This window comes from Allokutzneria oryzae (assembly GCF_042429765.1).
GTDB lineage: Bacteria > Actinomycetota > Actinomycetes > Mycobacteriales > Pseudonocardiaceae > Allokutzneria > Allokutzneria oryzae.
This window is the reverse complement of the sequence record NZ_JBHLZU010000027.1, coordinates 1-16,405: the sequence shown is the minus strand read 5'-3', so window position 1 is coordinate 16,405 and position 16,405 is coordinate 1. Positions and strand designations below refer to the sequence as shown.

At 72.3% G+C, this 16,405-nt stretch carries 15 protein-coding genes; 2 read left to right on the top strand and 13 right to left on the bottom strand.

From position 1 onward, the window contains the following. Positions 1-4 precede the first annotated feature (4 nt). The 3 genes from ACFFQA_RS30735 to ald all read right to left on the bottom strand — a co-directional run bounded on the left by ACFFQA_RS30735 (position 5) and on the right by ald (position 3,134). The gene (locus ACFFQA_RS30735; protein WP_377859962.1) at positions 5-643 is read right to left on the bottom strand and encodes a GOLPH3/VPS74 family protein; all 639 of its coding nucleotides are present in this window, start codon (positions 641-643) and stop codon (positions 5-7) included. A gap of 422 nt (positions 644-1,065) precedes the next feature. Then, a complete protein-coding gene (xerD, locus tag ACFFQA_RS30730; RefSeq protein WP_377860832.1) occupies positions 1,066-1,983 on the bottom strand; it encodes a site-specific tyrosine recombinase XerD in 918 nt (305 codons plus the stop codon). A 35-nt stretch (positions 1,984-2,018) separates the two neighbouring features. Beyond that, positions 2,019-3,134 (bottom strand): alanine dehydrogenase, encoded by a 1,116-nt coding sequence (ald, locus tag ACFFQA_RS30725; protein WP_377859960.1) that lies wholly within the window; start codon positions 3,132-3,134, stop codon positions 2,019-2,021. 169 nt (positions 3,135-3,303) lie between these two features. Here ald and ACFFQA_RS30720 point away from each other — a divergent pair, with 169 nt between their 5' ends. Beyond that, positions 3,304-3,768 carry a PPOX class F420-dependent oxidoreductase gene (locus tag ACFFQA_RS30720; protein WP_377859959.1) on the top strand — a complete coding sequence of 155 codons (465 nt, stop codon included), beginning with the start codon at positions 3,304-3,306 and terminating at the stop codon, positions 3,766-3,768. 285 nt (positions 3,769-4,053) lie between these two features. Here ACFFQA_RS30720 and ACFFQA_RS30715 read toward each other — a convergent pair whose 3' ends face one another. The 10 genes from ACFFQA_RS30715 to ACFFQA_RS30670 form a co-directional block, all read right to left on the bottom strand. After that, positions 4,054-4,686 carry an NUDIX domain-containing protein gene (locus ACFFQA_RS30715; RefSeq protein WP_377859957.1) on the bottom strand — a complete coding sequence of 211 codons (633 nt, stop codon included), beginning with the start codon at positions 4,684-4,686 and terminating at the stop codon, positions 4,054-4,056. Between the two features lie 3 nt (positions 4,687-4,689). Continuing rightward, a complete protein-coding gene (pyrG, locus tag ACFFQA_RS30710) occupies positions 4,690-6,384 on the bottom strand; it encodes a CTP synthase (protein WP_377859955.1) in 1,695 nt (564 codons plus the stop codon). A gap of 188 nt (positions 6,385-6,572) precedes the next feature. Next, positions 6,573-7,514, bottom strand: a complete 942-nt coding sequence (locus ACFFQA_RS30705; RefSeq protein WP_377859953.1) for a copper transporter — start codon at positions 7,512-7,514, stop codon at positions 6,573-6,575. Beyond that, positions 7,511-8,695, bottom strand: coding sequence for a putative cytokinetic ring protein SteA (gene steA / locus ACFFQA_RS30700; protein WP_377859951.1), 1,185 nt, complete (start codon positions 8,693-8,695; stop codon positions 7,511-7,513). The genes ACFFQA_RS30705 and steA overlap by 4 nt, the downstream gene beginning before the upstream one ends. A 196-nt stretch (positions 8,696-8,891) precedes the next feature. Next, entirely contained in the window at positions 8,892-10,676 is a 1,785-nt protein-coding gene (gene recN / locus ACFFQA_RS30695; protein WP_377859949.1) for a DNA repair protein RecN, read from the bottom strand. A 46-nt stretch (positions 10,677-10,722) separates the two neighbouring features. Continuing rightward, complete coding sequence (locus tag ACFFQA_RS30690; protein ID WP_377859947.1) at positions 10,723-11,619, bottom strand: NAD kinase; 897 nt, start codon at positions 11,617-11,619, stop codon at positions 10,723-10,725. Continuing rightward, positions 11,616-12,422 (bottom strand): TlyA family RNA methyltransferase, encoded by an 807-nt coding sequence (locus tag ACFFQA_RS30685; protein ID WP_377859945.1) that lies wholly within the window; start codon positions 12,420-12,422, stop codon positions 11,616-11,618. The genes ACFFQA_RS30690 and ACFFQA_RS30685 overlap by 4 nt, the downstream gene beginning before the upstream one ends. A gap of 4 nt (positions 12,423-12,426) precedes the next feature. Next, a complete protein-coding gene (locus tag ACFFQA_RS30680) occupies positions 12,427-12,624 on the bottom strand; it encodes a hypothetical protein (RefSeq protein WP_377859943.1) in 198 nt (65 codons plus the stop codon). 95 nt (positions 12,625-12,719) lie between these two features. Further along, positions 12,720-13,715 carry an HAD-IIA family hydrolase gene (locus ACFFQA_RS30675; protein WP_377859941.1) on the bottom strand — a complete coding sequence of 332 codons (996 nt, stop codon included), beginning with the start codon at positions 13,713-13,715 and terminating at the stop codon, positions 12,720-12,722. A gap of 89 nt (positions 13,716-13,804) precedes the next feature. Then, positions 13,805-15,091: a tetratricopeptide repeat protein gene (locus ACFFQA_RS30670; protein ID WP_377859939.1), complete on the bottom strand. Its 1,287-nt coding sequence runs from the start codon at positions 15,089-15,091 to the stop codon at positions 13,805-13,807. Positions 15,092-15,127: 36 nt separating this feature from the next. Here ACFFQA_RS30670 and ACFFQA_RS30665 point away from each other — a divergent pair. Then, positions 15,128-16,405: hypothetical protein (locus ACFFQA_RS30665; protein WP_377859937.1), on the top strand; the 1,278-nt coding region annotated here is incomplete at its 3' end.

The following is a 16,405-nucleotide window of genomic DNA, read 5'->3' as shown; positions in this document are numbered from 1 at the left end:
GGTTCTAGCGCCGGTGCCGGAGAACCGCGTCACCGACCGCGGCCTCGGTCTCGCTGAGCAGCGCCCGCAGCGCGGGAGGCAGCCCGGCGAGCAGCCTCCGCAGGTGCCTGCCGACATCGGGGGAGGCGTACTGGAACACCTCCATCTCCAGCTCGGTGGCGACGACAAGGCCGGAGAGCACGGTGTCGGGGACGGACAGCGCCTCGTCCTTGGACAACGCGTTCGCCAGCCGGGCGGCCGACCACGCGGCGACGTTCATGTCGGTGGGCACGTAGACGGTGCGGGTCTGCAGCAGCCTGCGGACCTCCGTCGCGCGGACGTGACCGGCGTGCAGCAGCCGCTGCACGACCTGCTTGTGCGCCCGCTGCCCCAGGTACTGCAACCAGTCCGGGACCGAGGTGACGTCGTCGTTGCGGACGAGCTCCTCCAGCAGGGCGCGGGCGAGGGGGTCCCCGGGCGCGGGGGCGTCCAGGATGACGATGTTGCGGCGGTCGATGTCGATGGCGCCGAACAGCACCAACTCCCCCAGCAGGGCACCGGCCAGGCCGAGTCCGGCCCGCCCCTCACCGCAGCGGCTCGCTCCGGTGACGTCGTCGTGCGCTATGAGGTAGTAGTCGTCGGCGAGCAGCAAGGGCACTGTCATAACCCCCTGCTGTGATCGCGGTCGTGCGGCTGGATGGCGCGGGGACGGACGGACGGCCGTCGGACGGCTAAACCGCTCGGATCCGCCCACGGTGCGGCGAGCGCAGGTCTGCCCGTGTCCGCGAGCACGCGGAAAGCGGGGCCCAGAGGAGGCCGGAACGCCACCATCGCTACCACCATCACCTTGTCACCGCAGGGCCGCCGGAGGCCGGGAGCGCCGCGCCGCACGTGCTGTGGCCGCCCCGACCGAGGTGCACCTCAAGAGAACGAGGCGAAATGCTAGCGCCATTGCCAAGAGTAGTTTCGGCAATCACCTTCACCCCGCCGCGTATCCAATCGGACAGTGACCCGCCGTCCATGACAGCACAGGTGTCACTTGCGGTAGATAACAACCCAAAAGAGTGAACACCAGTCTTGACTTGCCTAACCGAGCGCCCGGGGATGCGCCGTCGCGTAGACCTCGCGCAGCGTCGTCACCGTGACCAGCGTGTAGATCTGCGTCGTGGTGACCGACGCGTGGCCGAGCAGCTCCTGCACGACACGGACATCGGCGCCACCTTCGAGAAGATGCGTGGCAAAGCAATGTCGCAGCGTGTGCGGGGAGATCTCCGTGCTCACGCCGGAACGCTCGGCGGAGGTCTTCAGCACCTGCCACGCGCTCTGCCGGGACAGTCTCCCGCCGCGCACGTTGAGGAAGACGGCCGGTCCGCCCCGCGTCGCCAGCGACGGGCGGGCGCGCACGAGATAGGCGTCCAGCGCGGCGAGCGCGGGCCTGCCGACGGGCACCAGGCGCTGCACGCCACCCTTGCCCCGCAACAGAACCGTGCGTTCGGCGGCGTCGAGGTCGTCCAGGTCGAGACCGACCACCTCGGAGATCCGCGCACCCGTGGAGTACAGCAGCTCCAGCAGCGCGCGGTCGCGCAGACCGAGCCGGTCCTGTCCCCCGGCGTGGTCCAGCAGCCTCAGCACGTCCTCCACCGGCAGCGCCTTGGGCAGCCGCTTGGGCGGCGTCGGCGGGCGCACCCCGCGCGCGACGTCCTTGTCCACCAAGCCTTCCCGCGTCGCGAAGCGGTGCAGGCCGCGCACCGCGACAACGGCGCGAGCCGCGGAGGACGCGGCGAGGGGCGGCCGGTCGGGGCCACCCTCCCTGAGCGCGACCAGGAACGAGGCCACGTGCGCCTCGGTCACTTCGGCTGGCGCCGAAACCCCTTCCGCCACAAGGTGTTCGAGATAGCGGCGCAGGTCCCTGCCGTAGGACTCAAGGGTGTTGCGGGCGGTTCCGCGCTCCACCGTCAGGTGGTCGAGGTACCCGGCGAGCAGGGCTGACAGGGCGGGCGGAATGTCCTCCCGCCCGCCCCCGTCGGCCGAAACCGTTGTCACGCCAACAGGTCCGCCAGCTCGGTGTGCGCGAGCCCGTGCGCCTCCGCGACCTCGGAGAGCACGATCTGCCCACCGATCACGTTGGCGCCCTTGGCCAGCGACGGGTCGTCCAGCAACGCCTTGCGCATTCCCTTGTCCGCCAACGCGGTCACGTACGGCAGCGTCACGTTGGTCAGCGCCCACGTCGAGGTGTGGGGCACCGCGCCAGGCATGTTGGCGACGCAGTAGAAGACCGAGTCGTGCACCGTGAACGTCGGGTCGGCGTGCGTGGTGGGACGCGAGTCCTCGAAACAGCCGCCCTGGTCGATGGCGATGTCCACCAGCACCGAGCCCGGCCGCATCCGCGACACCAGGTCGTTGGTGACCAGCTTGGGGGCCTTCGCGCCGGGCACCAGCACAGCGCCGATGACCATGTCCGCCCAGAGGCAGATCCGCTCCAGCTCGTAGGCGTTGCTGTTGATCGTCTGGAGGTGGCCCCGGTAGACGAAGTCGATCTGCCGCAACCGGTTGATGTTGGTGTCCAGCACCACGACCTCGGCCTGCAGGCCGAGCGCGATCGTCGCGGCGTTCATGCCGGACACGCCCGCGCCGATGACCGCGACCTTGCCGGCCGGCACACCGGAGACGCCGCCGAGCAGCACTCCGCGCCCGCCCTGTGCCCGCTCCAGGCAGTGCGCGCCGACCTGCGGCGCCATCCGGCCAGCGACCTCGCTCATCGGGGCGAGCAGCGGAAGCGACCCGTCGGGCAGCTGGACGGTCTCGTAGGCGACCGCGTCCACCCCGGAGCGCGCGATGGCCTCCGTGCACTCCTTGCTCGCGGCGAGGTGCAGGTAGGTGAACAGCGTCTGGCCCGGCCGCATCCGGTGGTACTCCTCGGCGACCGGCTCCTTGACCTTGAGCACGAGGTCGGCCTCTGCCCACACGTCGTCCGCGTCGTTGAGGATCTTCGCGCCTGCGGCCAGGTAGTCCGAGTCGGGGAAGGACGAGCCGGCCCCGGCGTCCTTCTCGATCACGACATCGTGGCCCCGGCGGACGAGCTCCACCACGCCGGCCGGGGTGATGGCCACTCGGTACTCGTGGTTCTTGACCTCGCGGGGTACTCCGACCTTCACTGCCGTTTCCTTCCTCGAAGAACACCGGCCGGCGCCGTTGCCACCCGGATGGAGGCAGCCTATCTGTCGCGGAGGCTCCCGGTTGTGACTCGCTCACGGCTTTCGGATGACATGTCGGAGCTAATTCACAGCGGAGGTGGACACTGTGAGTGCGGGCTAGCCTGCGACGGTGGCCACCATCGCGACCGCGCGCACGCCGAGCCGTGCCGAACTGCTGGACTTCCTCCGCTCACGCCACAACGGCGTCCTGATCACCACCCGCCGGGACGGGCGGCCCCAGGTCTCCCCGGTCTCCTGCGGCCTGAGCACCGGGGGCGAGCTCGTCGTCTCCACCTACCCGGAGCGCGCCAAGGCCCGCAACGCCGAACGCGACCCGAGGGTGACGATGTGCGTCCTGTCCGACGACTGGAACGGGGCCTACGTCCAGGTCAACGGCACCGCCGAGGTCCTGCACCTGCCGGAGGCGCTGGAACCGCTGGTGGAGTACTTCCGCTGCATCTCCGGGGAGCACCCGAACTGGGACGAGTACCGGGAAGCCATGACCCGCCAAGGCAAATGCCTGATCAGAATCACCATTGAGGACTGGGGCCCGATCGCCACCGGCGGCTTCCCGCCCCGCCTGGCCCCGTCCTAGCGCCCGTCCCCCACGTCGTCCCGATCCCGCGCGCGACCCGACGCGCTCGGGAGTTCCGCGTTTTGTCACCTTGATGCGCGATAGAGCGCCCTCTTTTCGCATTACAGCTACAAAACGCGAACGGGCGGCGCACGTGGCGGACTCCGCGCGGGGGCCGCCGCCGAGGTGGCGGGACACAGCCGTGCCCACGCCCCAAGTCCCACGGACAGGCGCCCTGATCCGCGCTTTCGTGCTCATAGCGGGCTTTGAGCGGTTCCAGGCACCGCTATGAGCACGAAACGGGGTTCAGCGGGAGCGGCGGCGGGCGGCCCAGCGGTGGGGCCGGTCCCGCCACGGGGCGTCCGCCGGGCGGGGGTCCACCGCGCCGGTCAGCACCGCGTGTGCGGCCAGCACTCCCGCCACCGACGAGGAGTTGACGATCTCGCCGCCGAGAACCATGGACATGGCCTCCCGCATCGGGACCCGGCGCACCACGAGGTCGGACTCCTCGTCGTCCACGATCTCCCCCCGATCCACTGTGGACAGTTCGCGGGCCAGGAACACCCGCACCACCTCGTCGGTGAAGCCGGGCGAGGCCGCCACGTCGACCAGCGTGGACCAGCGCGCCGCCGCCAGACCGGCCTCCTCGGCCAGCTCGCGCGCGGCGGTCAGCTCCGGCGCCTCGCCGTCCACGTCGAGCAGACCTGCTGGCAGCTCCCACAGCCTGCGCCCCACCGGATGGCGGTACTGGTGGATCAGCACGATCCGCTCGTCGGAGTCCACTGCGGCCACCGCGACCGCGCCGGGGTGCTCGATGACCTCGCGCGCCGCGACGCTGCCGCCGGGCATGGCCACGTCGTCCACGCGCAGCGCCATCACCCGGCCCGCGTAGACGTCCTGGCTGTTCACCGCGCGGAACTCGTGCTCACCGGCGGCCATGGGTCACACTCCCGCGTTCTCGGCCAGCTCCACCGGAAGCCGGTCGGCCGCCCGGTACTCCAGCGCCGCGCCGATGAACGCCGCGAACAGCGGGTGCGGGCGGGTCGGACGGCTCTTGAGCTCCGGGTGCGCCTGGGTGGCGACGAAGAACGGGTGCTGCTCGCGCGGCAGCTCCACGAACTCGACCAGGTGGTCGTCCGGCGAGGTGCCGGAGAACACCAGGCCCGCCTTGGCCAGCTCCTTGCGGTAGGCGTTGTTCACCTCGTAGCGGTGCCGGTGCCGCTCGGAGACCTCGGTCGCGCCGTACGCCTGCGCCACGACGGATCCGGGCTTGAGCTTGGCCGGGTACGCGCCCAGCCGCATGGTGCCGCCCATGTCCCGCTCACCGGCGACCACGTCCTCCTGGTCGGCCATGGTGCTGATCACCGGGTGCACGCTGGTCTCGTCGAACTCAGCGGAGTTCGCCTCGGCGATCCCGGCCAGCCCGCGCGCGGCCTCGATCACCATGCACTGCAGGCCGAGGCACAGGCCGAGGGTGGGGATGCCCCTGGTCCGGGTGTGCGTGATCGCACCGATCTTGCCCTCGATCCCGCGCACCCCGAAGCCGCCGGGGATCAGCACCGCGTCCACCCCGGCCAGCGCGCTCGCGGCACCGGCAGGCGTCTCGCACTCGTCGGAGGCGACCCACTTGATCTCGACCTTGACCCGCTGGGCGAAACCACCAGCGCGCAGGGCCTCGCTCACCGACAGGTAGGCGTCCGGCAGGTCGACGTACTTGCCGACCAGCGCGACGCGCACGGTGTCGCGGGGGTTGTGCACCCGCTCCAGCAGGTCGCCCCACACGGTCCAGTCGACATCGCGGAACGGCAGGCCGAGGCGGCGCACCACGTAGGCGTCCAGCCCCTCGGCGTGCAGCACCTTGGGGATGTCGTAGATCGAGGGCGCGTCCGGCGCGGCGACCACGGCGTCGGTGTCCACGTCGCACATCAGCGCGATCTTGCGCTTGAGACCGTCCGGGATCTCCCGGTCGGCCCGGCAGACGATCGCGTCGGGCTGGATGCCGATGTTGCGCAGCGCGGCGACGGAGTGCTGCGTCGGCTTGGTCTTGAGCTCCCCGGAGGGCGCCAGGTAGGGCACCAGCGACACGTGCAGGAAGAACACGTTGTCGCGGCCCACGTCGTGGCGGACCTGGCGGCAGGCCTCCAGGAACGGCAGCGACTCGATGTCGCCGACGGTGCCGCCGACCTCGGTGATCACCACGTCCGGCGTGCGGCCGTCCTCCCCGGGGGTGGCCATGCCGAGGATGCGGGACTTGATCTCGTCGGTGATGTGCGGGATGACCTGCACGGTGTCACCGAGGTACTCGCCGCGGCGCTCCTTGGCGATCACCGCCGAGTAGACCTGGCCCGTGGTCACGTTGGCGTTGCCGCCGAGGGAGCGGTCCAGGAAGCGCTCGTAGTGCCCGATGTCGAGGTCGGTCTCGGCGCCGTCCTCGGTGACGAAGACCTCGCCGTGCTGGAACGGGTTCATCGTCCCGGGGTCGACGTTGAGGTAGGGGTCGAGCTTCTGCATGGTGACCCGCAGCCCGCGGGAGGTCAGCAGCTCGCCGAGGCTGGAAGCGGTGAGCCCCTTGCCGAGGGAGGAGGCGACGCCCCCGGTGACGAACACGTGCTTTGTCGTACGGCCTTGCAAGACCAAGGAGGGCTCCCGTGGTTCTCAGATCATCGCGCCGATGAGGTAGGCCAGAACGGCCATCCACGGGGTTTCACGGTAACACCTCACTCGGACGGAGCAGTAATCCCACGGCCCGTGTCGCCGGCGTGACACGCCTCTCGCCCGGGTCGGCTGGCGTCCCGGGCGAGAGGGGTGAGCGGAGGTGAGACGGGTCAGCTCGGCGCCACCTGCGGCGCGGGCGCCTGCGCGTTGCCCGCGATCCCGTAGCGCCCGGAGCGGCCCTCCAGCTGCTCCCGGACGGCGAGCACGGTCACCACGCGCCCGGCGAAGGAGTCCACGTTGTCCACAGTGGACAGAATCGAGGTGGACGCGGTGTCCGCGCGGACCACGCCGACCGCGCCGGTGCCGTCGGCCGAGCCGGTGCGACCGGCCAGCACGACACCCGCGCCCGCCCGGTCGAGCTGCGTGGCGAACCGGGCGATCGTCGCCGCCCGGTCGCCCGCCGCGTCCCCGGCGACCGCGCCGCCGGTGAGCACCACGGCCAGCTGCGCGGGCCGCAGGTTCGGCCCGATCCGCACGAAACCGCCGTTGGACAGCCCGCTCAGCGCCGCCGAGCTCTCCTCGCCCCCGGCCTGCGGCTTGTTGTTCTGCGGGTTGAGCAGCACAAGCGGACCGATCAGCCCACCGGCGAGGGTGCCGGGGTCGGACGCGGTCGGCAGCTGAACCCCTGCCGGCAGCACCCTGGGCACCAGGTCCCGCAGCTGGTCGGCCTTGTTCGGGTCGACGAGGGTCTCGGTGAGCTGGAGCTCGCCGGTGATCGTCGCGCCCGCGGTGCGCAGCAGCTGGGTCAGCGCGTCCCGGTCGGCCGGGTTGGCGTCGGCGGTGGTGATCAGCACGACGGTGCGCTGGTCGAGCTGGCCTCGCACGGCCAGCGGCCCGACGGCGCCGCTGAACCGGTCGGCGTCGGTCAGCCGGGCGTTGAGCCCGTTGCGCTCCGCCTGCAGGTCGGCGACGCGCTTGCCGAGGGAGTCCTTGTCGTTGGACAGTCCGGCCAGCAGCGGTTCGCTGACCGTGGTCGAGCCGAGGACGACCCCCAGCGCCAGCGCCAGGAAGACCGCGGCGATGGAGACCAGGTGATATCGCAGCGAGATCACGTGAACAGCCCCTTGGTCCAGGTCATGAGGTCGGTGAGCATCCGGCCCGCCTGCTCGACGTAGGCCTGTCCGACGTTGGTCACGGACAGCGCGGCGGCGAGCACCACGAGCGCGGTGAGGACGAGCAGCAGCACGGCGCCCAGGGAGACGCGGCTGCGGTAGAGCGTGGCGACCGCCTTGCCGTCGAGCAGCTTGCTGCCCATGCGCAGCCGGGTCAGGAACGTCGAGGGGTTGGAGCCGGAGCGGCCCCGGTCCAGGAACTCCGCCAGCGTCGCCTGGAAGCCCACGGTGATCACCAGGCTGGCGCCGTGCGCCTCGGCGAGCAGCAGCGCGAGGTCCTCGGCGTTGCAGGAGGCGGGGAAGGTGACCGCGCCGATGCCGAGGTCCTGGATCCGCTCCAGGCCGGGCGCGTGGCCGTCGACCTGCGCGGGCAGCACGACCTCCGCCCCCGACTTGAGCGTCTCGGTGGTGATGCCGTCCGGGTCGCCGACGATGATGTCCGGCTTGTGCCCGGCGCGGCGCAGCGTGTCGGCGGCCGAGTCGACGCCGACGAGCACCGGCCGGTACTCCTTGATGTACTTGCGCAGCCGGACCAGGTCGTCGTGGTGGTCCCTGCCGGGGGCGACCACCAGCACGGGCCGGTCCTTCAACGGCACGTACAGCTCGGGGACGCCGATGCCGTCGAGGATGAGGGTGCGTTCCTGGCGGAGGAACTCGATGGTGTTGGCGGAGAACGCCTCCAGCTGCGCGGCCATCCCGGCCTTCGCCTCGATCATCTGGTCGGCGATGGACTCGGCGGTCTGCTGGGCGCCGTGCGCGAGCTCGGTCTCCCCGGCGTAGACCACGCCCTCGTGCAGCCTCAGCTGCGTGCCGTCCTTGATCCTGCGCAGCGCCTCGGGGCCGACACCGTCGATCAGGGTGATGCCCGCGGCGACGAGCACCTCGGGCCCCAGGTTGGGGAACCGCCCGGAGATCGACTGGGACACGTTGACCACCCCGGCGACCCGGGCCTCGACCAGCGCGTCGGCGGTCTTGCGGTCGAGGTCGACCTGGTCCAGGACGGCGATGTCGCCGGGCGCGAGCCTGCGGAGCAGACCACCGGTGCGGCGGTCGACGCGCGCGACACCGGTGGTCCCGGGCTGCGCCTCGGTGGTCCGGTGGAGGAGTCCGGTGAGCTTCATGCGTCGATGCTCACAGCGCAACACACGGTGACCGCGACGCCACGCCGGAACGATTTGCGCAGGTCACTCGCCCGAAGGACACGCCGTTACACCGAGTTGACCAACTTCCGCACAATTTCCCCCGTCCTCCGCTGGCGTTCTCGCGATCCCGTGTTCCACGAGTCGCCCTCACGTCTCCAGAGAAGCCGGGGGACGGTTATCTCTTGCGGGTTTTCTTGGCCCGATGGGCTTCCCGGTCGGCCTCGGCGGTGGCCAGCAGCTCCTCCGCGTGCGCCCGGCCGGACTCCGTGGCCTCCATGCCCGCCAGCATGCGGGCGAGCTCCACCACGCGCTGGTTGTGGTTGAGCATCCGGACGCCGCTCCTGGTCACGCCCGCGTTGCCGCTGACCTTGTCCACCACCAGGTGCCGGTCGGCGTAGGCCGCGACCTGGGCGAGGTGGGTCACCACGACGACCTGGTGGCTGCGGGCCAGCCGGGCCAGCCTGCGGCCGATCTCCACCGCGGCCCGGCCGCCGACCCCCGCGTCGACCTCGTCGAAGACCATGGTCGGCACCGGGTCGGCGTGCGAGAGCACCACCTCGATCGCCAGCATCACCCGGGACAGCTCACCGCCGGAGGCGCCCTTGTGCACCGGCAGCGCGGGCGCCCCGGGGTGCGGGACCAGCTGGAGCTCGACCTCGTCGACGCCGTCCGGCCCCGCCTGCACCGCGCGACCCCCGACCTGCAACGCCGTCGGGTCCCCCGCCCCGGCCACCCGGTCGAAGACCGCGACCTCCAGCCGGGCCTGCGGCATGGCCAGCCCGGCCAGCTCCTTGGTCACGGCCGCGCCCAGCTCCCGCGCGGCGGCCAGGCGCGCCGTGGTCAGCTCCCCGGCGAGCTTGGCCAGCTCCACCGCGAGCTCGTCGCGGCGCGCGGCCATCGCCTCCAGCGCCTCCTCGGAGACGTCCATGCCGGACAGCCGCTCGCGGGCGTCCTCGGCCCAGGCCAGCACGCCGTCGACGTCCGCGGCGTACTTGCGGGTCAGCAGCTTCAGCTCCGCCTGTCTGGCGAGCGCGCGCTCCAGCTCCGCCGGGTCCACGTCCAGCCGGTCCAGGTACCCGCCGAGCTCGGTGCCCACGTCGGCCAGCAGCGCGGCGGCCTCGGCCAGGCGCGAGTCCAGCTCGCGCAGCGCCGGGTCCTCGCTCGCGGCGATCCGCCGCCGCGCGTCGCCGATCAGCCCCAGCGCGCCGAGCGCGTCCGAGCCGCCATCGGCCTCGGCGGAGCCGGTCAGGTCGAACTGGGCGCCCGCGGCGGCCTCGCGCAGCACGTCGGTGTCGGCGAGGCGGCGGGTCAGCGCGACCAGCTCCACGTCCTCGCCCGGCTTCGGCGCCACCGAGTCGATCTCGGTCAGCCCGTGCCGGAGCAGGTCGGCCTCGCGGGCCATCTCCCTGGCGTTCTCGGTGCGCTCGGTGAGCTCCCGGGAGATCCGCAGCCACTCCGCGCGCACCTTGCGGTACTCCGCGAGCGGGCGGGAGACGGCGGACCCGGCGGAGCGGTCCAGCACGGCCCGCTGCTCCCCGGCCCGCAACAGCCGGAGTTGGTCGTTCTGGCCGTGCACCGCCAGCAGCTGGTCGGTGAGCTCGGAGAGCACGCCGACTGGGACGGTGCGGCCACCGAGGTGCGCGCGGGAGCGACCGTCGGAGCTGACGCTGCGCACGGCGATGAGGCTGCCGTCCTCGTCGGGGGCGGCGCCGGAGTCCTCGGCGACGGTCAGGGCGGGGCTGTTCTCGGCGAGGCTGAACCTGCCCTCGACCACGGCCCGCTCCGCGCCGGTGCGGACCCGCGACGCGTCGGCGCGGCCACCGGAGAGCAGGTGCAGCCCGGTCACCACCATGGTCTTGCCGACACCGGTCTCGCCGGTCACGACGGTGAGGCCCTGGTGGAGTTCGAGGGTGGCGTCGTCGATCACGCCGAGGCCCTGGATGCGCATCTCGGCTAGCACAGCCCGAACCCTAGCGCCTCGCCCCGACACACCCCCGCGCCCGGGGTCACCGGGACGGGCCCCGCCACCCCTGGGTGGGCAGGGAGAACTTGCGGACCAGCCGGTCGGCGAAGGGCGAGCGCTTGAGCCGGACCAGCCGCACCGGCAGCGACCCGCCGGTGACCTCGACCCTGGCGCCCGGCGGCAGCTCGAAGGTCCGCTGGCCGTCGCAGCACAGCACGGCCGGGTGCCCGCCGACGCCGTCGAGCTCCACCGCGACGACCGACTGCGGCGAGAGCACGAGCGGCCGCGCGAACAGGGCGTGCGCGTTGCTCGGCACGACCAGCAGCGCCTGCACCTCCGGCCACATCACCGGACCGCCCGCGGAGAACGCGTAGGCGGTCGAGCCGGTGGGCGTCGCGCACAGCACCCCGTCGCAGCCGAAGCCGGACACCGGCCTGCCGTCGACCTCCAGCACGGCGTCGAGGATCCGCTCGCGGCTGATCTTCTCGACGCTGGCCTCGTTCCAGGCCCAGGTCCTGGCCAGCTCGGTGCCGTTGATCTTCGCGACCACGTCGACGGTCATCCGCTCCTCGACCCGGTACTCCCGGTTGACCACGGCGGCGACCACGTCGTCCAGCGCGTCCGCGTCGGCCTCGGCGAGGAACCCGACCCGCCCGAGGTTGACCCCGAGCATCGGCACCCCGGCAGGGCGCGCGAGCTCCGCCGCGCGCAGCAGCGTGCCGTCACCGCCGAGCACCAGCACGACCTCGGCGCCCTCCGCGGCCTCGGGCGCGTGCTTGACCACGGTCCCGAAGCACGCCGGGTCGAGGTCGGGCGACTCCTCGCCGAGGATGCGCAGCTTGATGCCCGCGTCGGTCAACCGGCCCGCGACGTCCTTGGCGGTCTTGATGTTCTCCTCGCGCCCGGTGTGCACGACGAGCAGGACCTCGCGCGCGCTCACTGGGGCCCCGCCTCGACCGCGGCCAGCACGAGCCGCTCCACCTCGGCGCGCGGGGTCGGGGTGTCCTTGCGCAGCCACAGGAAGAACTCCACGTTGCCGCTCGGTCCCGGCAGCGGGCTCGCGGTGACCCCGCGCAGTCCGAGACCCGACTCCGCCGCGGCCATCACCACGTCGGTCACGGCCTCGGCGCGCAGCTCCGGATCACGCACGACGCCCTTGGCGCCCAAGCGTTCCTTGCCGACCTCGAACTGTGGCTTGACCATGGGCACCAGGTCCGCTTCGGGGCCGGCGCACGCCGCGAGCGCGGGCAGCACCAGCCGCAGCGAGATGAACGACAGGTCGGCGACCACCAGGTCCACCTGCCCGCCGATCGCTTCGGGGGTCAACGTCCGGACGTTGGTGCGGTCGTGCACCTTCACCCGCTCGTCGGTCTGCAGCTTCCACGCCAGCTGGCCGTAGCCGACGTCGACCGCGACCACCTCGGCCGCGTCCGCGCGCAGCAGCACGTCGGTGAAGCCGCCGGTCGAGGCCCCTGCGTCCAGGCAGCGGCGCCCGGCCGGGTCGATCGTGAACGCCTCCAGCGCGCCGAGCAGCTTGTGCGCGCCGCGCGAGGCCCACGCGGGATCGTCCTCGGCGTCGCGGACCACCACCGGCGCGTCGGCCTCGACGGCGGTCGCGGCCTTGGTGGCGACGGACCCGCGCACGGTGACGCGTCCGGCGGTGACCAGTTCGACGGCGTGTTCCCGGGAACGCGCGAGCCCCCGGCGGACGAGTTCGGCGTCCAGCCTTGCCCTCTTCGGCACGTGCCTACACCCGGTCGATCGCGGAGAGCGCGTCGGTGAGCGCGGCGTGCACCGCGTCGAACCGGCCTACGTGCTCGGCCAGCGGCACGGCCTCCAGGTCGTCGATGCCCACGAGTGCGGCGTCGATCGACTCGGCGGTGAATGCCGCCGAGGGAGTGGCCAGCGCCATCGGCGTCGGCCGATACGGCTGCTCTGGCGTCATGGGTGTGCGCTCCCGAGTTCGACAGTGCCGTTGTGCTTGGCGCTGTGGTGCTTGTTGTGCAGCATCACGCTATCCGATCCGAGCCGTGTTCCGGGTCAGTCCAGCGCCAACCGGTGCAACGCCCGCTCCGCCGACCGGTCGGCCGCGACGGGCTTGGGCGTTCCGGAACCGTGCCGCCACCACGCCGCGCACAGCGACCGCAGCGCGGCGAGCTCGTCGGTCTCCCCGCCCTCGTGGGCGAGCACGAGCCGAGAACCGTCCACAGTGGACTTCCACTGGGCGGTCCCGGTGATCTCCGAGTCCGCCGAGGGCGCGAACAGCCCGTCCAGCCCGGCGCTGACGTACCGGGGCCGCTGGTTCTCGGGCGCGACGAGCAGCGTTGCCGGAGTCGCCACCCCGGTCAGCACCAGCAACGAGTCCATCCCCGCCGCGGCGGCCCCCTCGATGTCGGTGTCCAGCCGGTCCCCCACCACCAGCGGCCGGTCCAGCGCGGCGGAGGCGGCCGCCTGGCTGAGCTGCGTCGCGGCGGGCTTGCCCGCGACGACGGGCTCGGCACCGGTCGCGGCCCGCACGGCGGCGACCAGTGCTCCGTTGCCCGGCAGCATGCCGCGCTCCGTCGGCAGCACGAGGTCGGTGTTGCACGCCACCCACAGCGCACCGGCCTGGATCGCCAGTGTCGCCTCGGCGAACTCGGGCCAGCCCAAGGTCTTCGACAGCCCCTGTACCACACCGGCGGGCTGCTCGTCGGCGGTCCGCACCGGGGTCAGACCGACCCCGGCGATCTCCTCGACGAGTCCCTCGGTGCCCAGCACCAGGACCTTCGCCCCAGCGGGCAGGCGCTCGGCGAGCACGGCCGCGGCGGCCTGAGCGCTCGTGCTGACCTCGTCGGGCCCGGTGCCGAGGCCCAGCTCGTTGAGGTGACCGGCCACCTCGGTCGGCCGTCGCGAAGCGTTGTTGGTGACGAAGCGCACCGCACGACCGTGGTCCCGCGCCGCCCGCACGACCTCGGCGGCCGACGGCAGCGCCTCCTCCCCGCGGTACACGGTGCCGTCGAGGTCGAAGAGCAGGCCGTCGTAGTCCTCAAGCAGCACGCGTTCACTCCCTGTTCATGGGCACCGTAGAAGCGGAAAGCCCCCGCACCCGATGGGCACGAGGGCTTTCCACAACCGTACTTGCTCGGTCAGGACGCGTTGTCGTCCTTCTCGCTCTTCTTCTCGTCGGGCTGCACGAAGGTCGGCACGGCGGCCGACTCGTCCTTGGCCTCGGTCTCCGGTTCGACCACCTCGGTCGCGGCGACGAACGCCGGCACGGCGGGCGCGTCGGCGGTCTCCTGCTTCTCCTGCTCGGCGACCGGCTCGGGCTCATCGGCCTTCTCGTCGGCCTTGTCCGCTTCGGTCTCGTCCGGCACAGCCTTCTCCGCCTCGGCCTCCTCGGTCTCAGCCGGAGCGGGCTTCGCCGGAGCAGGCGAGATGTGGACAGCCTCGAACGTGGTCCGCTCGCCGCCGCTGAGCTCCGAAGCGCGGTCGGAGGCGTCGGTCTCCTCCTCGACGTCGGCCTCGGCGGCGTTGATGAACCACTGCACGGCCTCCTCGGTCCGCCCGGCGGCGGCGAGGTTGTCGGCGTAGGCGTAGAACAGCCGGGCGCTCCACGGGTCCCGCCGCTTCGCGTCCAGGTCCGAACCCTGGAGCGCGACCACGGAGGCGTCGAGCTGGCCCAAGTCCCGGCGAGCGCCCGCGATCACGATGCGCAGCTCCACCGCCTGGTCGGGGGTGAGCTGAGCCGCCTCGGGGCTGCGCGCGAACTCCAGCGCGCGCTCCGGACGGCCGAGCGCCCGCTCGCAGTCGGCGAGGATCGCCAGGTGACCGGGTCCGCCGCCCATGCGGCGCGACGCGCGCAGCTCGGCGATGGCCTCGGCCCACTCACCGGCGTGGTAGGCGGCGAGACCGGCGGCCTCGCGCACCAGCGCGACGCGTCCTGCCTTGGACCGCGCGTACCGGGCGTGCTCCAGCGCCTTCTCCGGGTCCTCGTCGATCAGCTGACCGGCGGCGACCAGGTGCTTCGCGATCGACTCCGCCGCGCCCTTGGGCAGGCTGCGCAGGTCGGCGCGGACCTCGGAGTCGAGGTCAGCGGCCTCGATGCCCTCGGGCAGCTCGGGCTCGGGCAGCCGCGGCGCGTCCGACTCCGAGCGAGGGCCGTCGGCGCCGCGCGGTGCCCGGTCCTTGCGGTCGAACTTCCGGTCCCGGTTGCCGGGCCGGTCATCGCGCGAGCCGAACTTCCGCTCGCCGCCACGGTCGTCCCGCCGGTCCTGGTAAGGCCGGGACCCACCACGGTCGCCACGGTCATCGCGGGAGCCGAACCGGCGCTCACCGGAGCCGCCGCGATCGTCACGGGACTGGTAGCCCCTGCGGTCACCACGGTCATCCCGAGACTGGAACTTCCGCTCACCACCACGGTCATCGCGCGGCACGAACTTGCGCTCGCCACGGTCCCCGCGGTCGTCCCGGTGGTGGAACTTCCGCTCTCCGGAGCCACCACGGTCATCGCGAGAGTCAAACCGGCGGTCGCCACCACGATCGTCACGGGACTGGAACCGGCGCTCACCGGAGCCACCGCGATCGTCACGGGACTGGTAGCCCCTGCGGTCACCACGGTCATCCCGAGACTGGAACTTCCGCTCACCACCACGGTCGTCACGCGGCACGAACTTGCGCTCGCCACGGTCTCCACGGTCGTCCCGAGAGCCGAAGCGGCGGTCGCCCCCACGGTCATCGCGGTGCTGGAACCGGCGCTCACCCGAACCGCCGCGATCGTCGCGGTGCTGGAACTTCCGCTCCCCGGAACCGCCACGGTCATCGCGAGAGTCGTCCCGGCGGTAGCCGCCGCGGTCGTCGCGCTGGACCTGGCCGCCTCGGTGACCGCCACGGTCGCCACGATCGTCGCGGCGAGGACCACGGTCGTTCTCGCGGTATCCACCGGAGCGCTCGTCGCGCTGCCCACGGTAGCCACGGTCATCGGAGCGACGGTCCTGCCAACCGCCCTGGCGTCCCTGACCACCCCGGTCGTCCCGGCGGTCATCGCGACGGTCGTCACGGTCGATGCGGGAGCCGGAGCTGCGGTCCTGCCAACCGCGGTTGTCCCCGCGGTTGTTGTCACGCCGGTTGTCGTAGCGGTCGCCACGGTCATCGCGACGCGGGCCACGGTTGTCCCGGTTGTCGCGGTTGTCACCGCCCTGCCAACCACCCTGACGCGGGCCCTGACCGCCTCGGCGGTCCTCCCACTTGCGGTCGCCACGGTCGTCCCGGCGGTAGCCGCCACGGTCGTCGCGCTGGCCCTGGCCGCCTCGGTAGCCACCGCGGTCGTCCCGGCGGTCGTCGCGGCGCGGGCCCCGGCGGTCGTCGGAGTAACCGCTGCGCTCGTCGCGCGTACCGAAGCCGCGCCTGGAGTCGTCTCGTCGTGGTCCGCGATCACCGGATCCCCGGTTGTCACCACCACGGTTGTCATTGCCATAGCGGCGTTCGCCGCCGGAGTTGGAGCTGGAGCGCCCGGAGAACCCGGACCGTTCCTTACCGGGGCGTCGTTCGCCCCCGGAACGGCCCGCACTGCGGCCGCGCTCGCCTCGGCGGTCGTCGCCGCGCCCATCTGGTGTTCCGAACACAACAACCTCCCGAACAAAGCGAAAAGAGGCAGGTCCACGATAACCGTGGACCGGCCCCTTCTCGAAGAATTGTTCGGCGGCGTCCTACTCTCCCACACCCTCACGAGTGCAGTACCATCGGCGCTG

Excerpts from the sequence above, each read along its gene's own strand:
- ACFFQA_RS30735 (WP_377859962.1), bottom strand. The coding sequence starts at position 643 with ATGACAGTGCCCTTGCTGCTCGCCGACGACTACTACCTCATAGCGCAC.
- ACFFQA_RS30715 (WP_377859957.1), bottom strand. The coding sequence starts at position 4,686 with ATGGCCGCCGGTGAGCACGAGTTCCGCGCGGTGAACAGCCAGGACGTC.
- steA (WP_377859951.1), bottom strand. The coding sequence starts at position 8,695 with ATGAAGCTCACCGGACTCCTCCACCGGACCACCGAGGCGCAGCCCGGG.
- ACFFQA_RS30680 (WP_377859943.1), bottom strand. The coding sequence starts at position 12,624 with ATGACGCCAGAGCAGCCGTATCGGCCGACGCCGATGGCGCTGGCCACT.